The 16,923-nt window shown below is 74.0% G+C and carries 15 protein-coding genes; 9 read left to right on the top strand and 6 right to left on the bottom strand.

What is annotated here, in order from left to right; genetic code table 11:
* Positions 1 to 72 precede the first annotated feature (72 nt).
* The gene (locus ABD120_RS07635; protein ID WP_343949008.1) at positions 73 to 1,029 is read left to right on the top strand and encodes a radical SAM family protein; all 957 of its coding nucleotides are present in this window, start codon (positions 73 to 75) and stop codon (positions 1,027 to 1,029) included.
* 95 nt (positions 1,030 to 1,124) lie between these two features.
* On the opposite strand, the gene ABD120_RS07630 is transcribed toward ABD120_RS07635, so the two are convergent.
* A complete protein-coding gene (locus ABD120_RS07630; RefSeq protein WP_343949007.1) occupies positions 1,125 to 1,865 on the bottom strand; it encodes a GNAT family N-acetyltransferase in 741 nt (246 codons plus the stop codon).
* Between the two features lie 28 nt (positions 1,866 to 1,893).
* Here ABD120_RS07630 and ABD120_RS07625 point away from each other — a divergent pair, with 28 nt between their 5' ends.
* A complete protein-coding gene (locus tag ABD120_RS07625; RefSeq protein ID WP_343949006.1) occupies positions 1,894 to 2,394 on the top strand; it encodes a GNAT family N-acetyltransferase in 501 nt (166 codons plus the stop codon).
* Positions 2,395 to 2,398: 4 nt separating this feature from the next.
* Here ABD120_RS07625 and ABD120_RS07620 read toward each other — a convergent pair whose 3' ends face one another.
* Both ABD120_RS07620 and recD2 read right to left on the bottom strand, forming a co-directional pair.
* A complete protein-coding gene (locus ABD120_RS07620) occupies positions 2,399 to 3,664 on the bottom strand; it encodes a L,D-transpeptidase (RefSeq protein ID WP_343949005.1) in 1,266 nt (421 codons plus the stop codon).
* A 352-nt stretch (positions 3,665 to 4,016) separates the two neighbouring features.
* A complete protein-coding gene (gene recD2, locus ABD120_RS07615) occupies positions 4,017 to 6,230 on the bottom strand; it encodes an SF1B family DNA helicase RecD2 (RefSeq protein ID WP_343949004.1) in 2,214 nt (737 codons plus the stop codon).
* A 39-nt stretch (positions 6,231 to 6,269) separates the two neighbouring features.
* Between recD2 and ABD120_RS07610 the strand changes: the two genes are divergently transcribed.
* The 4 genes from ABD120_RS07610 (at position 6,270) to ABD120_RS07595 (ending at position 11,999) form a co-directional block, all read left to right on the top strand.
* The gene (locus ABD120_RS07610; RefSeq protein ID WP_343949003.1) at positions 6,270 to 7,175 is read left to right on the top strand and encodes a CE1 family esterase; all 906 of its coding nucleotides are present in this window, start codon (positions 6,270 to 6,272) and stop codon (positions 7,173 to 7,175) included.
* 85 nt (positions 7,176 to 7,260) lie between these two features.
* A complete protein-coding gene (locus ABD120_RS07605; protein WP_343949002.1) occupies positions 7,261 to 7,656 on the top strand; it encodes a hypothetical protein in 396 nt (131 codons plus the stop codon).
* A gap of 42 nt (positions 7,657 to 7,698) precedes the next feature.
* Entirely contained in the window at positions 7,699 to 9,000 is a 1,302-nt protein-coding gene (locus ABD120_RS07600; RefSeq protein WP_343949001.1) for a serine hydrolase domain-containing protein, read from the top strand.
* 107 nt (positions 9,001 to 9,107) lie between these two features.
* Positions 9,108 to 11,999 (top strand): AfsR/SARP family transcriptional regulator, encoded by a 2,892-nt coding sequence (locus ABD120_RS07595; RefSeq protein ID WP_343949000.1) that lies wholly within the window; start codon positions 9,108 to 9,110, stop codon positions 11,997 to 11,999.
* Here ABD120_RS07595 and ABD120_RS07590 read toward each other — a convergent pair.
* Positions 11,985 to 12,509, bottom strand: coding sequence for a MarR family winged helix-turn-helix transcriptional regulator (locus ABD120_RS07590; RefSeq protein WP_343948999.1), 525 nt, complete (start codon positions 12,507 to 12,509; stop codon positions 11,985 to 11,987). The two genes, ABD120_RS07595 and ABD120_RS07590, sit on opposite strands and share 15 nt — an antisense overlap.
* An 80-nt stretch (positions 12,510 to 12,589) precedes the next feature.
* Here ABD120_RS07590 and ABD120_RS07585 point away from each other — a divergent pair, with 80 nt between their 5' ends.
* From ABD120_RS07585 to ABD120_RS07575, 3 genes are read left to right on the top strand one after another with little or no spacing between them, the layout of a single operon-like run.
* Positions 12,590 to 13,798 carry a flavin-dependent oxidoreductase gene (locus ABD120_RS07585; protein ID WP_343948998.1) on the top strand — a complete coding sequence of 403 codons (1,209 nt, stop codon included), beginning with the start codon at positions 12,590 to 12,592 and terminating at the stop codon, positions 13,796 to 13,798.
* Positions 13,795 to 14,247, top strand: a complete 453-nt coding sequence (locus ABD120_RS07580) for a DUF3237 domain-containing protein (RefSeq protein WP_343948997.1) — start codon at positions 13,795 to 13,797, stop codon at positions 14,245 to 14,247. The genes ABD120_RS07585 and ABD120_RS07580 overlap by 4 nt, the downstream gene beginning before the upstream one ends.
* Positions 14,248 to 14,259: 12 nt before the next feature.
* Positions 14,260 to 14,640, top strand: a complete 381-nt coding sequence (locus ABD120_RS07575; protein WP_343948996.1) for a nuclear transport factor 2 family protein — start codon at positions 14,260 to 14,262, stop codon at positions 14,638 to 14,640.
* On the opposite strand, the gene ABD120_RS07570 is transcribed toward ABD120_RS07575, so the two are convergent.
* Positions 14,637 to 15,050: a hemerythrin domain-containing protein gene (locus ABD120_RS07570; protein WP_343948995.1), complete on the bottom strand. Its 414-nt coding sequence runs from the start codon at positions 15,048 to 15,050 to the stop codon at positions 14,637 to 14,639. The genes ABD120_RS07575 and ABD120_RS07570 overlap by 4 nt on opposite strands.
* A complete protein-coding gene (locus ABD120_RS07565; RefSeq protein ID WP_343948994.1) occupies positions 15,047 to 16,114 on the bottom strand; it encodes an alkene reductase in 1,068 nt (355 codons plus the stop codon). The genes ABD120_RS07570 and ABD120_RS07565 overlap by 4 nt, the downstream gene beginning before the upstream one ends.
* Between the last annotated feature and the right edge of the window lie 809 nt (positions 16,115 to 16,923).

The following is a 16,923-nucleotide window of genomic DNA, read 5'->3' as shown; positions in this document are numbered from 1 at the left end:
GGTACGCGCGTACTAGTTTACTGGATGCGAACCGCTTGCGAGCGCAGTCGAAAACGTGTTCCACTGGTCGACGTGGAGTGGGACGCGCCTGCGCTGGTCGACACACGCGACGAGCGACCGCCGATCGAGCGCCGCGCCGTCCTGCGCGGCGGCTTCTACGAGATGCAGGCCCGCACCCTGATCGAACGGGTGCCCCAGGTCGCGGGCATCGCCCAGAGCTGGGGCGTGTCCCCCTACCGGGGCTGCGCGCACGCCTGCCGAGGCTGCGGCGCCCGAGCCGGGCACCGCGCCCTCGGCCTGGACGCCGGCCGCGACTTCGACACCCGCGTCGTCGTGCGCGCCAACGCCGTCCAGCGGCTGCGGGCCGAACTCGGCCGCTGGGACGGCACTCCCCTGGCCGTCGGCGTCGCCGGCGACTGCTACCAGCCGGCCGAGGACACCTACCGGCTCATGCCCGGCCTCCTGACCGCGCTGATGCGGGCGGCCGTGCCGTACACCGTCTACACCAAGAGCGCGCTGGCGCTGCGCGACGCCGCCCTGCTGGCCGGGCCCGGCGCGGCCGTGGCCGTCTCGATCGCCTCCGTCGACGAACGCATCCGCCGGACGGTGGAGCCGGGCGCGCCCGGCGCGCAGGCCCGGCTGGAGCTCGTGGCCGCGCTCGTCGAGGCGGGCGTCGACTGCCGGGTGCTGATGGCGCCGGTGCTGCCGCTGCTCGCCGACGCCGCCGACCAGCTGGAGGCCACGGTACGGCGGGTGGCCGCCACCGGCGCCCGCCGCGTCGAGCCGATCGTGCTGCGTCTGCCGGCCGCGACCCGCGACTGGTACCTCGACGGGCTCGCCCGCGAGCATCCCGGGCTGGTGGAGCGCTACGAGCAGCTGTACGACCCGCAGGGGCTGCCCTCCGGCGACTACGAGCGGCGCATCGTCGGGCAGATCGGCCAACTGGCCGCCCGCTACGGCCTGGAGTGCGGCCCACCGCCTCCCCCTGCCCGGCCGCTGCCGCAGGCCGACCAACTCGCCCTGGTGTGACGAGCCGCCGCTCGCGTGCCGGAGGCGGGAGCACCGCGAGCCGCCCCTGAGGAGCCGGTGCGGGCATCGCCGTCCGAGAAGCGGAGGGAGAGCGGTCAGGTGGCGGCGTGGGTGAAGGGGATGGTGGTGGCCAGGGCGCGGAAGCCGAGGCGGGCCAGGATCGGGGCGCTGGTGGGCAGGGCCTCGACGTGGACGTAGCGGTAGCCGCGCGCGGCGGCGATGCGGGCGCGGTGGGCGACCAGCGTCCGGTACAGGCCCCGGCCGCGCCAGCCGGGCACGGTGCCGCCGCCCCACAGTCCGGCGAAGTCGGTACCGGGATGCAGGCTGAGGCGGGCGGCGCAGACCGGCTCCGTCCCGGCCATCGCCAGGACCATGACACCGGAGCCGAGTTCGGCCAGCAGCCGTTCACGCTGGGCGGTGGGGGTGGAGCCGAAGGCGCGGGCGCCCACCTCCACCATGAGGTCGACGTCGGCCTCGTCCCGCACCTCGCGCAGCGTGATGCCGTCGGGAGGGGTCGCGTCGCAGGCCAGGCGGGCGGTGTCGGCGACCATGAGGGTCTCCGGCTCGCCTGCGGTGAAACCGGCCGCGCGCAGCCGTTCGGGCAGGTCGGCGGGCTGGTCGCGATCGTAGAGCTTCCACTCGAACTCGCGCTCGCCGAAGTAGGCGATCTGGGCGGCGATCTCGGCGTCGGCCTCGTCCTCACTCAGCTGTGACCACAGGACCGCGTTCCAGGAGCCGAGATGACGGACCACGGTGCCGGTGTGCTCGACGCGGTCGCCGGGGGTGTCCGGGCGGGCGTTGAGGCGCAACTGGGTGTCGAACAGGCTCCGAAGCATGGGACCACCTCACCATAGAATCCCCCGAATGAGGATTCGCGAGGGCGGCCCGCAGGACGCGGCGCTGGTGCTGGGCATGTTCGACAGTGCGGTGGCGTGGCTGAGCGGGCAGGGCCGTACCGGGCAGTGGGGCAGTGCGCCGTTCACCGGCGACGAGCGGCGCGAGCGCCAGGTCGGCGAGTGGGCGAGCGGCGGCGGGATGCGCATCGCCGAGTTGGCGGGTACGGCGGCCGGGTGCGTGGTGGTGGGGGCGCCCAACGCCTACGTCTCCCCCGCGCCGGTGCCGGAGTTGTACGTGCAGGCGCTGGTGACCGACCACCGCCACGCCGGGCGAGGAGTGGGCCGGGCGCTGCTGGAGTGGGCCTACGAGGAGGCCGGGCGGCGGGGGGTGCGCGTGTTGCGGGTGGACTGCTACGCCGGTGACGACCAGCGGCTGGTGGGCTACTACGAGGGGTGCGGGTTCACGCGGGTGGCGCCGTTCACCGTCGGGCAGTGGCCGGGGATGCTGCTGGAGCGGCCACTGCCCTGAACGGTCACGGAGCCTGGGTGCTCTGCTCGGGCTGCGGGGTCTGCTCCTGCGAGGGCTCGGGCGTTTCGGGCTGCGAGGTCTGCGGGGCGGGCTTGCCCTTCAGGGCGCTGCCCTTCTTCCACTCCTTGAACGACATCTGCCAGAAGCCCCACCCGTTGTCCCACTCCAGGTCCCGGTTCGTGCCGACGATCTCGACGACGTCGCCGCGCTGCATGGTGTCGTGGAACCACTTGGCCTGGTCGGGGCGGGAGTTGATGCAGCCGTGGCTGACGTTGCGCACGCCCTGGGCCCAGACGTTGTCCTTGGCGTGGACGTACTCGCCGGAGTTGGAGATCCGCACGGCGTGGTTGATCATCACGTCGTAGTAGCCGGGGTCGCCCTTCTTGCGGCCCGGGGAGATCATGCGGACCGGGTTGGCCCGTTCCATGGTCAGGTGGACGCCGGAGGTGGTGGTGTACTCGCGGGTGGTGGCCATGCCGGCGCTGATGCGCATGGTCTGCTTGCGCTTGCCGTCGACGTACACCCACATCATCTTCTTGCGGACGTCGACCTTGCTGATCTGCTTCCTGCCGACGCGCAGAGTGGTCTTGTAGTCCTTGACGCCGTACATGCCCTTGCCGGCCTTGACGCCCTCGATGTCGGCGTGGAAACGGATGCTCTGGTGGGCGGGCCAGTAGGTGGCGGTCCGGTAGATGACGTAGGTGTCGTCGATCCAGCGCCAGGCGCCGGGGACGGGCTTGTCCGCCTCGACCTTGAGCGCGGCCTCGACGGCGGCGCGGTCGGAGACCGGCTGGTTGAACCTGACCATGATCGGCGCCCCCACGCCGATCTTCTCCCCCTTGGCGTTGGGGGTGACGTCCACGACCTCGAGTTCCTTGTCGGGCTTGAGGGTGGTGAAGGCGCTGGTGGCCTGGGTCGCACCGGCGGAGGCGGTGACGGTGTAGCCGGTCGAGGGCTTGAGCGGGCCCCGGGAGATCCAGCGGGTCCTGTCGGCGTTGAACTCGCCGTCGACCTGCTGGTCTCCGGCCTGGACGACGACCTGGTCGAGGGGCGCGCCGGCGGCCTGGACGACGATCGGCTTGTCGGGGCCGACCTTCGTGCTGCCCTGCGCGGGGGTGATGGCGATGGTGGGCGCCTGCGGGGTGGCCGAGGTGGCCGCCCCCGCCTTGACGGCGTCCGACGGACCTGATCCCGCGCCGGTGCACGCCGAGGTGAGCGCGGCTGCCGCCAGCAGCGCGACACCTGCGGCCGGACCTCGCCAACGCGGCATAACGTTCAACACTGACCTCTCCCCCATTAACGCAAAAGTGCTCTCAAAACCTTAATACGGCTCTCTGTATGACGCGGAATCATTGCGGAGAGTTCGGTCACATTTCGAACACTCTGCGCTTCATGCGCAGGTCAACGGTGATTAACGGGAGGGTAAAGCGGGCGCCCGGCTGTGGGCGCGAGGGCTTTTCCGCCGGTACGGCGAGCCGGTCGAGGCGGGTGAGGGCGGAGTCGTCGCGGCGAGGAACCCGGCGCCCGAGGAGCGTCCTGCGGGAGAAGGGCGGGGCGGCGGCGGGTGGCGGTCGCGGCGGCCGGCCGTGACGGGGAGAGGAAGGCGAGCCCCGAAGGGGCGACTACCCCGCCGGCGCCGACAGCCGGTGCGTGAGGCTCGTGTGGCGGCGGCCGGCGCCCCTCGTGCGGACGGCCTGCCCCAGCGCCCGCCGCGACCCCACGATCACCACCAGCCGCTTGGCCCGCGTGATCGCCGTGTACAGCAGGTTGCGCTGCAACATCATCCACGCGCCGGTGGCCAGCGGGACGACCACGCACGGATACTCGCTGCCCTGCGAGCGGTGGATGGAGACCGCGTAGGCGTGCGCGAGCTCGTCCAGTTCGTCGAAGGCGTAGTCGACGCTCTCGTCCTCGTCGGTCAGGACGGTCAGCTTCTGCTCGTCGGGGGCGATCGCGGTGACCAGCCCGACGGTGCCGTTGAACACCCCCGCCGTGCCCTTGTCGTAGTTGTTGCGCAGCTGGGTGACCTTGTCGCCGACACGGAAGACGCGCCCGCCGTAACGGCGTTCGGCGCGGTCCTCGCGCGCGGGCGTCAGGGCCTCCTGCAGTGCGGCGTTGAGGGCGGCCGCGCCGGCGGCCCCCCGGTGCATGGGGGCCAGGACCTGCACGTCGCGGCGCGGGTCGAGGCCGAACCTGCGCGGGATACGGCGGGAGACGACGTCGACGGTGAGGGCGGCGATCTCCTCGGCGTCCTCGCAGGGGAACAGGAAGAAGTCCTTCATGCCGTCCAGGACGGGGTGCTGCCCGGCGTTGACGCGGTGGGCGTTGACGACGACGCCGGACTCCTGCGCCTGGCGGAAGATCTGGGTGAGACGGACACGGGGCACGTCGTCGGCGGCCAGCAGGTCCTTGAGGACCTCTCCGGCGCCGACGGAGGGCAGCTGGTCGACGTCGCCGACGAACAGCAGGTGGGCGCCGGGCGCGACGGCCTTGACGAGCTTGTTGGCCAGCAGCAGGTCGAGCATGCTGGCCTCGTCGACGACGACGAGATCGGCGTCGAGGGGGTTGTCGCGGTCGTGGACGGCCTCGCCGCCCGGGCGCAGCTGCAGCAGCCGGTGCACGGTGGTGGCCTCGTGGCCGGTCAGCTCCGACAGGCGTTTGGCGGCGCGGCCGGTGGGGGCGGCCAGGATGACGCGGGCGCGTTTGGCGCGGGCCAGGGTGACGATGGAGCGGACGGTGAAGCTCTTGCCGCAGCCGGGCCCGCCGGTCAGGACGGCGACCTTCTGGGTGAGGGCCAGGCGGACGGCCTGGCGCTGCTCGGCGGCCAGGTCGGCGCCGGTCTGCTCGCGCAGCCAGCGTTCGGCGCGCTCCCAGTCGACGTCGGCGAAGGCGGCCAGCCGGTCGGCGCGGGCGCGCAGCAGCGACAGCAGGCCGGAGGCCAGCGACAGCTCGGCGCGGTGGAAGGGCAGCAGGTAGACGGCGGGCACGAGGTTGTCGCCGGCGGGGATGTGCTCGCGCACGACCTCCTCGGCGGCGACGGAGGATTCCAGGCAGGCGGTGACGAGGTCGGCGGGCACGTCGAGGATCTTGACGGCGTCGGCGACGAGGTTGGGGGCGGGCAGGTAGCAGTGGCCGTCGTCGGCGGCCTGCGACAGGGTGTGACGTAGTCCGGCCTTGACGCGTTCCGGACTGTCGTGGGGGATGCCGACGGCCTGGGCGATGGTGTCGGCGGTCTTGAAGCCGATGCCCCACACGTCGTCGGCGAGCTGGTAGGGGCGGGTCCTGACGACGTCGATGGAGGACTCGCCGTACTGCTTGAAGATGCGCACGGCGATGGAGGTCGACACTCCGACGCCCTGCAAGAAGATCATCACCTCTTTGATGATCTTCTGTTCCTCCCAGGCGGCGGCGATCATCTTGGTGCGTTTGGGGCCGAGGCCGGGCACTTCGACGAGCCGTTCGGGCCGCTGCTCGATGACGTCGAGGGTGTCGAGGCCGAAGTGGTCGACGATGCGCTCGGCCATTTTGGGGCCGATGCCCTTGATGAGTCCGGAGCCGAGGTAGCGGCGCAGTCCCTGCACGGTGGCGGGCAGCACGGTGGTGTAGGACCAGACCTCGAACTGGCGGCCGTAGCGGGGGTGGGAGCCCCAGCGGCCGGTCAGCCGCAGCGACTCTCCGACCTGGGCGCCCAGCAGCGGCCCGACGACGGTGAGCAGGTCGGTTCCGGAGCGCTCGGTGGCCAGGCGGGCGATGGTGTAGCCGGTGTCCTCGGACTGGAAGGTGACCCGTTCCAGGACGCCCTCCAGCACGCTGCCGGGGGGACGGTCGGGACTCATGCGGGGTATTCTGCCGCACCTGAGGCGGAAGGGGCCGCGATGCGAGCGATCTTGGCGGCGCTCCTGGTCGCGCTGCTGGTGGCGGGCTGCTCGCAGGAGCCGCCGGCGCCCGATCCGGTGCCCTCGCCGTTGGCCGGGGAGCGCGAGCCGGTGTGCGAGCTGCGCTCGGGCCGCCACGCGCTGACGTTCGCCGGGCAGCGCCGCGAGTACCTGCTGGCGGTCCCGAAGCGGGGCCGGGGGCCGTGGCCGGTGGTGCTGAACCTGCACGGCCTCGGCTCCGGCGCCGAGCGGCAGGCCGAGCGCAGCCGCCTGCCCGAGCAGGGCGCCCGGCGCGGCTACCTGGTGGTGACGCCGCAGGTCGCGCCGTACCGGCTGGCGTGGACGCTGCCCGGCTACTTCGGTCCGGACGACACCGGCTATCTGGGCCGGCTGCTGGATCGGCTGATCGGCTCCGGGTGCGCGCGGCGCGACAGGCAGTTCGCGGCGGGCATGTCGTTCGGCGGCGCGATGGCGCTCTCGCTGGTGTGCGGGATGCGGGGCAGGCTGCGGGCGGTGGCGGCCGTCGGCGGGTTCAACGTGGTGCCGCCGTGCGCGCAGGCCGAGCCGACGACGCTGGTGGCGGTGCACGGCACCGCCGACCGGACGGTCCCCTACCGGGGCGGGCACCCGTTCGCGGCGGCGAAGGGCCGGTTGCGGGCGATGGGCGCCCTGGTGCGGCTGCAGAGCGTGGACGGGTCCGCGCGGCGGTGGGCGCGGATCCTGGACTGCCGCTCGCGCGGGCGCGCCCGCCCGGCCGAGGGGCTGGTGCTGAGCAACTGGAGCCGGTGCGCCGACGGGACGAGGCTGCTGGTGTACACGGTGCGCGGCGCCGGTCACGTGTGGCCGCGCCCGCCGGCCCTGCCCGACGCCTCGCGGCTGATCCTGGACGTCTTCGACGGGGACTGATCATGTGGCGCCCGCGCCACGTGACGACCGCGATCAACGTCTCCACAATGATCTTCACAACACTTCCGACAAAATGGGAGAAAATGTGAAAAGACCTTTCATGGCCGTATTGATGGCCGTCGGTGTCGTGTCCGCCACACCGACCTCGGCCTGGGCGGGCACCGACGTCCCGTGGATCCATAGCAAGGTCAACACGGCCGACCCGGCGCAGCCGCCCCGGCACATCACGGTCGGCAAGGCCAGGTTCCTGTCCGACGGTGACGTGGTCGAGGTCTGCGACCTGGTGACCGACGGCCTGGACACGACCGGCCTGCTGTACAGGAGCGGTGACTGGGTCCCCTACACCGAGGTCAGCGTCCCCGACGGCGCCGGCTGCGCCTCCGGCGCCAGGCCCATCGAGGCGGGCACGCGCATCTCCCTGTTCGTCGACTCCAACCCCGCCGACGTGTGGGACGGAGGCCACGGCCAGGGCGTCGCCTGACCGCTGCCCTCAGGCGGCCCGCCCGGCCTATGGTGGGCCGCTATGACAGATGTGAGCGAGACGACGGCGCGGGCGCTGCTGCGCAGGCTGGCCGCCGAGCAGCGGCAGTCGCGGCTGCCGTCGGTGGTGGCGGCCGTGGTGCGCGACGGCCGCACGGTGTGGTCCGGCGCCCGAGGCGGCGAGGCCGGGCCGGACACGCAGTACCGGCTGGGATCGATCACCAAGAGCATGGTGGCGGTACTGGTGATGCGCCTGCGCGACGAGGGCCTGCTCGACCTGGGCGACCCGTACGGCCGGCACGTGCCGGGCACGCCGTTCGGCGAGGTGAGCGTGGGCCAGCTGCTGTCGCACACGGGCGGCCTGGCCGCCGAACCGCCGACGCAGTGGTGGGAGCGCACCCCCGGCCTGCCGGTCGGCGAGCTGTTCCCGCTGCTGGATCCGGGACTGCAGCGCCACCGGCCCGGCCGCGTGTTCCACTACAGCAACCTGGGGTACGCGCTGCTGGGCGAACTGGTGGCGGTGCGCAGAGGCGTGAGCTGGCTGCGGGCGCTGCGCCAGGAGGTGCTGGAGCCGCTCGGCATGCGCCGCACGGACGCCCGGCCGCAGGCACCGCACGCGATCGGGTACGCCGTGCACCCGTTCGCCGACGTGCTGCTGGAGGAGCCCGAGCACGACGCGGGCGCGATGGCGCCGGCCGGGCAGCTGTGGTCGAGCGCGCACGACCTGGCCCGATGGGCGGCGTTCCTGGCGGGCGAGTGCGGTGAGGTGCTGGCGGCGGCGACGCTGGCCGAGATGCGCGAACCGGTCGCCGGCGGCGAGTACGGGCTGGGCGTGGAGCTGTCGTCGGCGGGCGGGCGGCGCCTGGTCGGCCACGGCGGATCGATGCCGGGCTTCCAGTCGTCGGTGTGGGCCGACCCCGACCAGCGCAGCGGCGCGCTTTTCCTGACGAACTCCACGGCAGGACCCCGGCCGGGGCTGGCGGCCGACCTGCTGGCGATGCTGGAGGAGCACGAGCCGCGCCTGCCCGCCGAATGGCGGCCCGTGCGGGCCGACCCCCGGCTGCTGGAGCTGACCGGGCTGTGGCACTGGGGCCCGCGCCCGTACACGCTGAGCCTGCTGCCCGAGCGCGGGCTGCTGCTGGCGCCCATGGGCGGGCCCGCCGGGCGGGGCTCGCGGTTCGTGCCGCAGGACGACGGCACCTGGCTGGGCCTGGACGGCTACCATGCCGGCGAGCTGCTGCGGGTCGGCGAGCGGCACCTGGACGTCAACACGTTCGTGTTCACCCGCGTCCCGTACGAGGCCGGCACGCCGGTGCCCGGAGGCGCCGGGGACTGGAGCGGCTGAGAGCAGGAGTTGACAGCGTCGGCTCCCAGCGGAGATCGTTTGCGGCGACGTACCCCTCCTGCGTGCGGAGGCCGAATGAAGACCGATCACTCCCGACGGGGCGCGCGGTGAGGTTCCGGCTGCTCGGCCCGCTGCGCGTGTGGGACGAGGACGCCGAGATCGACCTCAGGGCGCCCAAGCAGCGCACCCTGCTGGCGACGCTGCTGGTGCGGGCCGGGCACGTGGTGCCGGTCCGCTCGCTGGTGGCCGAGGTGTGGCCGGAACAGCCGCCCCGCTCGGCCGTGGCCAACCTGCGCACGTACCTGATGCAGCTGCGCAGGCGGCTGCGGCCGGTGCGGGGCCTGGAACGGCTGGTCACCGCCGACGCCGGCTACCTGCTGCGCGTCGAGCAGGGCGAACTCGACCTGCACCGCTTCGAGACGCTGACGGCGGCCGGCCGGCGCGCGCTGGCCGCGCGCGACCTCGGCGCCGCCCAGGACGCCTACACGCGGGCGCTGGAGTTATGGGACGGCACGGCCGCCGAGGACGTGCCCGCCGGGCCGATGCTGCGCGAGGTCGTGGCCCGCCTGACCGACCGGTACCTGTACGCGGTGGAGGAGCACGCCGAGATCCAGCTGGCGCTGGGCGCCCACCCCGCGGCCGCGCGCAGACTGCGGCAGGTGATCGCCCAGTACCCGCTGCGCGAGCGGCTGCACGCCCAGCTGATGCTGGCGCTGTACCGGCACGGCGACGTGATCGGCGCGCTGGACGCGTTCGCGGCCGCGCGCAGGCTGCTGGCCGACGAACTCGGCATCGACCCGGGCCCGGAGCTGCGGCGGCTGCACCAGGCGATGCTCAGCAGGGACACCGCGGTGCTGGAGGCGGTCGCCCCGGCCGGCGAGGGATGGCGGCCCCGGCCGCGCCAGCTGCCCCGCGCGCCCTCGCCGTTCGTCGGCCGCGACGCAGAGCTCGCCGCGCTGCGCGCGAGCCTGGAAGAGGCGGCGAGTGAGGATCCGGCGCGCGAACGGCTGGGACCTCCGGTGACGGCGCTGCACGGGCCGGGCGGTGTCGGCAAGTCCGCGCTGGCCCTCACGGCGGCCGGCGGCGCGGCCGAGCACTACCCGGACGGCCAGCTGTACGTGGACCTGCAAGGGGCGGCACCCGGCCTCGCTCCGCTGAACGCGGCGGAGGTGCTGGGCCGGTTCCTGCGCGCGCTCGGCGTCCCCCCGGCGGCGATCCCGGCCTCGGCCGCCGAGGCCGCGACCCTGTACCAGTCGGTGCTGGCCGGGCGCAGGGTGCTGGTGGTGCTCGACAACGCCGTGGGAGCGGCCCAGGTCGGCGCGCTGCTGCCCGCCCACGCCGGGTGCGCGGCGATCGTCACCAGCCGCAGCGCGCTGACGACGCTGGACGCGGTCTCGATCGGAGTGGGCACGCTGCGCGAGCCGGAGTCGGTGCGCATGCTGGCGCTGCTGGCCGGGCAGGCGCGGGTGGCGGCCGAACCGCGCGCCGCGGCCGAGATCGCCCGCTGGTGCGGTCACTTCCCGCTGGCGCTGCGCGTGGCGGGCGCCCGCCTGGCCGGACGCCCGGACTGGACGCTGGCGGGCTTCGGCGAGCGGCTGCGCGACGCCCACCGCCGCCTGGACGAGCTGGAGACGGCCGAACTGCGGGTGCGCTCGTGCTTCGACGTCGGCTACGGGACGCTGTCGGCGCGCGCGAAGGCGGCCTTCCGGGTGTTCGGGGTGCTGGCCGTACCGGCGATGAGCGTGGCGCTGGTCGCGGTCGCGCTCGACGTGCAGGAGGAGGCGGCCACGGCCGCGCTGGACGAGCTGGCCGAGGCGCGGCTGGTGGAACCGGCCCCCTGCGGCCGGTTCGGCGTGCACGACCTGGCCCGGCTGTACGCGGCCGAGCAGGCGGCGGCGGGCGAGTCGGTGCTGCGGCGCGAGGAGATGCTGCGGCGGGTGATGGAGCACTACGCGGCGGCGGGACGGCGGCTGCGCGCCGCGCTGCAGCCGCACCTGCGCGGCGGCGACGCGCCGGAGCAGGCGGGCGACCCGGCAGAGGCGGTGGGCTGGCTGGAGGACGAACTGCCGAACCTGGTGGCGGTGGCCGCGCAGGCGGCCCAGGCGGGCCCGGAACCGGAGCGGTTGGTGCCCGAGCTGATGAACCTGGTCAGGTCGGTCGGCATGAAAGGCGGCCACTGGCGCGAGATGGGCACGCTGGCCGAGCTGTCGGTGGAGGTGGCCAGACGGCGCGGCGACCTGGACGCGACGGCCTCCGCGCTGGTCATGCTTGGCCTGATGCGGTGGCGGCACGGTGACCAGGAAGGCGCCCACGACCGGCTGTGGCAGGCGCTGGAGCTGTGGCGGACCGCAGGCGACCGCGAGGCCGAGGGGCTGGCGCTGCACAATCTGGGCTGGCTGGCCATGCAGTACGGCGACGCGCGGACCGCCCACCGGCGCATCGTGGAGAGCCTGACGCTGCTCGAATCAGCCGGCGGCTCCCCACGGCTCGGCATGGTCGGCCACAACCTCGGCGAGGCGCTGGCCCACCTGGGCCGCCACCGCGAGGCCGCCGACCGGCTCGAACGCTGCCTGGCCGTGCGCCGCGCCGACGGCGACCTGTACGGCGAGAGCATCACGCTGGCCGCGCTCGGCCGCGTGTACGGGCTGCTGGGCGAGCACGACAAGGCGCTGGCGACGCTGGATGCCGCGCTGGAGCTGTGCGGGCGCACGGGCAACAGGGAGGATGAGTGGCAGGCGCTGCTGAGCCGCTCCGAGGTCCTGCTGCGCCAGGGGCGGGCGGCGTTCGCGCTGGCCGACGTGCGGCGCGCACTGGAGGTGGCGGGCGCCGCCGGAGACGCCTACGGAAGGGCGGCGGGCATGCGGCAGCGGGCGCGGGCGCGCACGCTGCTCGGGGAGACGGGCGCCGAGGCCGACGCGCGGCTGGCCGAGGAACTGTTCGCCGATCCGGCGGTGCGCCGCGACCCGGTGATGGAGCAGCTGCTGTCACCCGCCGGGTGACAGACCGTCCGGGCGGGCGGCGATCAGGCGGCGGGCCAGGTCGGCGAGCTGGTCGCGCTCGGCGGGCGTCAGCGCGGCGAACCACTGGCGCTCGCGCCGGTTCTGCTCCTCGAAGCCGGTGTGGACGGCCCGCGCGCCCGCCTCGGTGAGGGCGACGATCACGGTACGGCGGTCGCCGGGGTCGGCGCGGCGCTCGACGAGGCCGTCGCGTTCGAGGGTGTTGACGGCGTTGGAGACGGCCGAGCGGGTCATGGCCGAGTAGCCGGCCAGGTCGCTGACGCGGGTGGGGCCCAGCAGCCACAGTTTGAACATCAGGCGGAAGCCGGGCAGGGTCTGGCCGCGCGGGCGGTGGATGCGCGACTCGAGGTCGCTGACGAGCAGGTACGACAGGTGCAGGAGGTTGTAGGCCAGCTCGAAGACGGAGGGGTCCACGTCGGCGGGCAGGGCGGCCACGCGCTCGCGGGCGTGCCGCTCGTACCAGACGTCGGGCCGGACCTGGGGCTTGCGCATTCTGCGATCCTGCCACTCTTGCCCACCCCGAATGGTTGTGGCCAAAATGGTTTTGGCCAAAGCAATGCTTGGGAGGCGGGATGCGCATCCTCATCGCCGGCGCCGGAATCGGCGGCCTGGCCTCGGCCATCAGCCTGCACGCCGCGGGATTCACCGACGTCACCGTCGCCGAGGCCGCCCCGGCGATCCGGCCGCTCGGCGTCGGCGTCAACCTGCTGCCGCACGCCGTACGGGAGCTGACCGAGCTCGGACTCGCCCCGAAACTGGCCGAACGGGCGCGAGCCACGACCGAGCTGGCCTACCACAACCGGCACGGCTCGCTCATCTGGAGCGAGCCGCGCGGCCTGGCGGCCGGGTACCGGTGGCCGCAGTACTCCGTCCACCGGGGCGAGCTGCAGGCGCTACTGCTGCAGGAGACCCTGGCCAGGGGCGTGCCCGTGCTCACCGGACGCCGCCTGGTGGACTTCGAGGCGGCGCAGGCGGCCTTCGCCGACGGCTCGCACCTGGACTTCGACCTGCTGATCGGCGCCGACGGCATCCACTCGGCCGTCCGCGCGCGCATGTACCCCGGCGAGGGGCCGCCGCCGTGGAACGGGCTGCTGCTGTGGCGGGGCACCACCCGCGCCCGGCCGTTCCTGTCCGGCCACACCATGATCATGGCCGGCGACGGCGACCACAAGTTCGTCGCCTACCCGATCGGCGGCGGCGACCCGCCGCTGATCAACTGGATCGCCGAACGGCCCGCGACCGAACGCGTCCCCGGCGACTGGAACCGGCGCGTGCCCGCCGCCAAGGTCCTGGAACACTTCTCCGGCTGGCGCTTCGACTGGCTGGACGTGCCCGCCCTCGTCGCCGGCGCCGAGACGATCTACGAGTACCCGATGATCGACCGCGACCCCCTCCCCCGCTGGACGCACGGCCGCGTCACCCTGCTCGGCGACGCCGCCCACGCGATGTACCCGGTCGGCTCCAACGGCGCCTCCCAGGCCGTGCTCGACGCCCGCGTCCTGGCCTACCGGCTGGCCCGCGACGGCGACCCCGACCGGGCGCTGGCCGCCTACGAGGCCGAGCGGCGGCCGGTGACCGCCGCGCTGTGCTGCGCCAACCGGGGCCAGGGCCCCGAGATCGTCATGCGGCTGGCCCACGAACGCGCCCCCGGCGGCTTCACCGACATCGAGGAGATCATGCCCAGGGCCGAACGCGAGGCCATCGCCGCCTCCTACAAACGCCAGGCCGGGTTCGACCCCGACCTGCTCAACCGGAGGGCCTCGTACTCATGCGACCGGTGAGGCCACACCTGGAGCCGCTGGCGCTGTTCCGGCTGCCGGTCGCGGCCGTCCACGAGGTCGGGCAGACGCCGCACGGCCGCCGCAGGGTGATCGACGTCGCCGAGGGCCGCTTCGACGGCGAGCGCTTCAGCGGCCGGGTGCTCGGCGGCGGCGACTGGCAGCTCGTGCACGCGGACGGCAGCGCCAGCCTCGACAGCCGGCACACGCTGCGCACCGACGACGGCGCCCTGCTCCAGCTCAGCGCGACCGGCGTCCGCCACGGCCCCGCCGAGGTCCTGGCCGCCCTGGGCCGGGGCGAGCCCGTCGACCCCGCCGCCTACTACTTCCGGCTCGCCCTGCGCTTCGAGACCGCCGACCCCGCCTACCGGTGGCTCAACCACCGCCTCACCGTCGCCTCCGGCGCGCGCACCCCACGGGAAGTGGTGTTCGAGGCGTACACGCTGACGTGAAAGGAGCAGGCCGTGACCCTCACCGACACCGTCCACCGCTACCTCGGGGCACTGGAGGCCGGCGACACCGCCGCCATCGTCGAACTGTTCGCCCCCGGCGGGCAGGTGATCTCGCCGTTCCTCGGCAGGCTGGCCGCTCCCGCGTTCTTCACCAGGCTCGCAGCCTCCTCGCGCAGCAGCCGCATCACCCCGATCGACGTGCTCACCAGCGCGGCGGGCGGGCGTGCGGTGGCCTGGTTCCACTACCGGTGGACGCTGCGCGACGGCTCGGTCCTCGACTTCGACTGCTGCGACGTCTTCGACTTCGCCGCCGGCTCCGCCCGCGTCGCCCTGCTGACGATCGTGTACGACACCGCGCCGATCCGCGCCCAGGTCGGCGACAAATACGCCTAGGACGGCAGGGGCAGCCCGTCCAGCGCGTCCATGAGCCGCGCCTCCTCCTCGGCGAAGTGCGCCTCCAGCAGGCCGGTGAGCGTGTCCACGACCGCCAGCGTGCCGGGACCGGGCTCGTCCAGGGTGCGGCGCAGCCGCTCCTGCAGTTCCTCCACGACCACGTGGTCGCGGCGCAGCCGGTCCAGGACCGGGGCCAGCTCCGGGTGCCGCTCCCGCAGCATGGGGAAGGCTACGGCGTCCTCCCCCGTGTGGTGGGCGTGCAGCGACGCGCACCAGGTGAGGCAGAACTCCCGCAGCTCCAGCGGCGGACTCTGCCCGTCGGCGACCCGGGCGCGCAACTCGGCCAGTTGCCCGCGCAGGGTGGTGTGGACGGCGACCAGGTGCTCGCCGACCGTGCGGGCGCCGCTCACACCATCGCCGGATAGTCCGTGTACCCGCGGTGGTCACCGCCGTAATAGGTGGCCGGGTCGGGTTCGTTGTACGGCCCGCCCCTGCGGATGCGGGTGACCAGGTCGGGGTTGGCCAGCCACATCACGCCCAGGCTGACCAGGTCGGCGACGTTCAGCGCGTCCTCGGCCGCCTCCGGCGAGGCGTGCATGCCCGCGTACGGCGGGAAGGCGGGGGTGTGCGGGTTGAGCATGAACGTCCCCGGCCACGACTCGCGCAGCCGCAGGACGAGCTCCCGGTCGCCGATCTCCAGCAGGTGCACGAACGCCAGGCCCGGGTCCAGGTCCTTCAGCAGCCGCGTGTACAGGCCGAGCGGGTCGCCCTCCTCGATGTTGTTGTACGGGTTGCCGGGCGACAGGTGGATCCCGGTGCGTTCGGGGCCGATCGCCTCGGCGACGGCGTGGGTGACCTCCAGCGCGAACCGGGTCCGGTCGGCGTAGACGTCGGTGCGTCGATTGCAGTTGTCGGACAGGAACTGGTGGACCAGATAGCCGTTGGCGCCGTGGATCTCGACGCCGTCGAAACCGGCCTCGACGGCGTTGCGCGCCGCCCCGGCGAAGTCGGCGACGGTCTGGGCGACCTCGGCGGTGGACAGGGCGTGCGGCGTCGGGTGGTCGAGCATCCCCTCCGGGCTGAACATCTGCCCGCCCGAGGCCACCGCCGACGGCGCCACCGGCAGCCGCCCGTCCGGGTACAGGCTGGAGTGGGCCACCCGGCCGCTGTGCCACAGCTGGGCGAAGATCTTGCCGCCCTCGGCGTGCACGGCGTCGGTCACCCGCCGCCAGGCCGCCACCTGCTCGGCGCTGTGCAGCCCCGGGGTGCCGATCGAACCCTGCCCGATCACCGACGGCTGCACCCCCTCGGTGATGATCAGCCCGGCGCCGGCGCGCTGGGCGTAGTACTCGGCGGTCAGATCGGTCACCAGGCCGCCCGCCGCAGCCCTGCTGCGCGTCATCGGCGACATGACCAGCCGGTTGGCCAGCTGCGTCTTGCCCACGGTCACGGTGTCGAACAACGTCTTCGTCATGGCGTGAACGCTAGGGACGAGATCACTGGGGGCGCATCCGTAGGACTACGGGGTAGCGTCACTGTCGTGTGGCACGAGGTGCGGACGGTCGCCGAGCGCGGCGGCGCGGTCCTGGTCAGGGGCAAGGCCGGAGCCGGCAAGACGACGATGCTGGAAGAGCTGGCGCGGCGGTGGCCGTGCGTGCGGGTGAGCGGCGTCGAAGCCGAGTCCGCGCTGCCGGGGGCCGCGCTGGGCGCCCTTCGCGGCCCGGCCGAGGCCGGCGGGCCCCTGCTCGGCTCGCCCGCCGCCAGTCTCGACGCGTTCGCGGCCGGGGAGCGGGTGCTGCGGGCGCTGCGCGACGGACCTCGGTCGGTGCTCGTCGACGACGCCCACTGGCTCGACCCGCTGTCGGCGCAGGCGCTGCGGTACGCCGCGCGCCGGGCCGGGGCGCAGGGGGCGGCGGTGGTGTTCGCGGCCGACGACGGGTTCGAGGCCCCCGGCGTACCGGAGCTGGCGCTGCCGCCGCTGGCGGAGGAGCGGGCGGCGGCGCTGCTCGCGGGCGCCGAACTGGACCCGGGGGTGCGGGCGCGGATCGTGCGGGAGGCGGGCGGCAACCCGCTCGCGCTGCTGGAGTACGCGGCCGCGATGCCGCCTGAGCAGCGCGGGGGCCGGGTGCTGCCGCCGCCGGTGCTGCGGGCACGCAACCCGGTGCTGGCCCGCTTCGGCCACCGGCTGGCCGAAACCGTCCCCGCCGCCGGGCGCCGGATCCTGACCCTGGTCGCCGCGGACGGCGACCTGGCGGCCGTCATGACCGCGGCGGCCGAGCTCGG

This window comes from Nonomuraea longicatena (assembly GCF_039525605.1).
Classification (GTDB): domain Bacteria; phylum Actinomycetota; class Actinomycetes; order Streptosporangiales; family Streptosporangiaceae; genus Nonomuraea; species Nonomuraea longicatena.
This window is presented reverse-complemented; position numbering and strand designations above follow the sequence as displayed.

Coding starts and splice junctions, on each gene's coding strand:
- ABD120_RS07610 (WP_343949003.1), top strand. CDS start 6,270: ATGCGAGCGATCTTGGCGGCGCTCCTGGTCGCGCTGCTGGTGGCGGGC.
- ABD120_RS07585 (WP_343948998.1), top strand. CDS start 12,590: ATGCGCATCCTCATCGCCGGCGCCGGAATCGGCGGCCTGGCCTCGGCC.
- ABD120_RS07620 (WP_343949005.1), bottom strand. CDS start 3,664: ATGCCGCGTTGGCGAGGTCCGGCCGCAGGTGTCGCGCTGCTGGCGGCA.
- ABD120_RS07600 (WP_343949001.1), top strand. CDS start 7,699: ATGACAGATGTGAGCGAGACGACGGCGCGGGCGCTGCTGCGCAGGCTG.
- ABD120_RS07565 (WP_343948994.1), bottom strand. CDS start 16,114: ATGACGAAGACGTTGTTCGACACCGTGACCGTGGGCAAGACGCAGCTG.
- recD2 (WP_343949004.1), bottom strand. CDS start 6,230: ATGAGTCCCGACCGTCCCCCCGGCAGCGTGCTGGAGGGCGTCCTGGAA.
- ABD120_RS07625 (WP_343949006.1), top strand. CDS start 1,894: ATGAGGATTCGCGAGGGCGGCCCGCAGGACGCGGCGCTGGTGCTGGGC.
- ABD120_RS07630 (WP_343949007.1), bottom strand. CDS start 1,865: ATGCTTCGGAGCCTGTTCGACACCCAGTTGCGCCTCAACGCCCGCCCG.
- ABD120_RS07590 (WP_343948999.1), bottom strand. CDS start 12,509: ATGCGCAAGCCCCAGGTCCGGCCCGACGTCTGGTACGAGCGGCACGCC.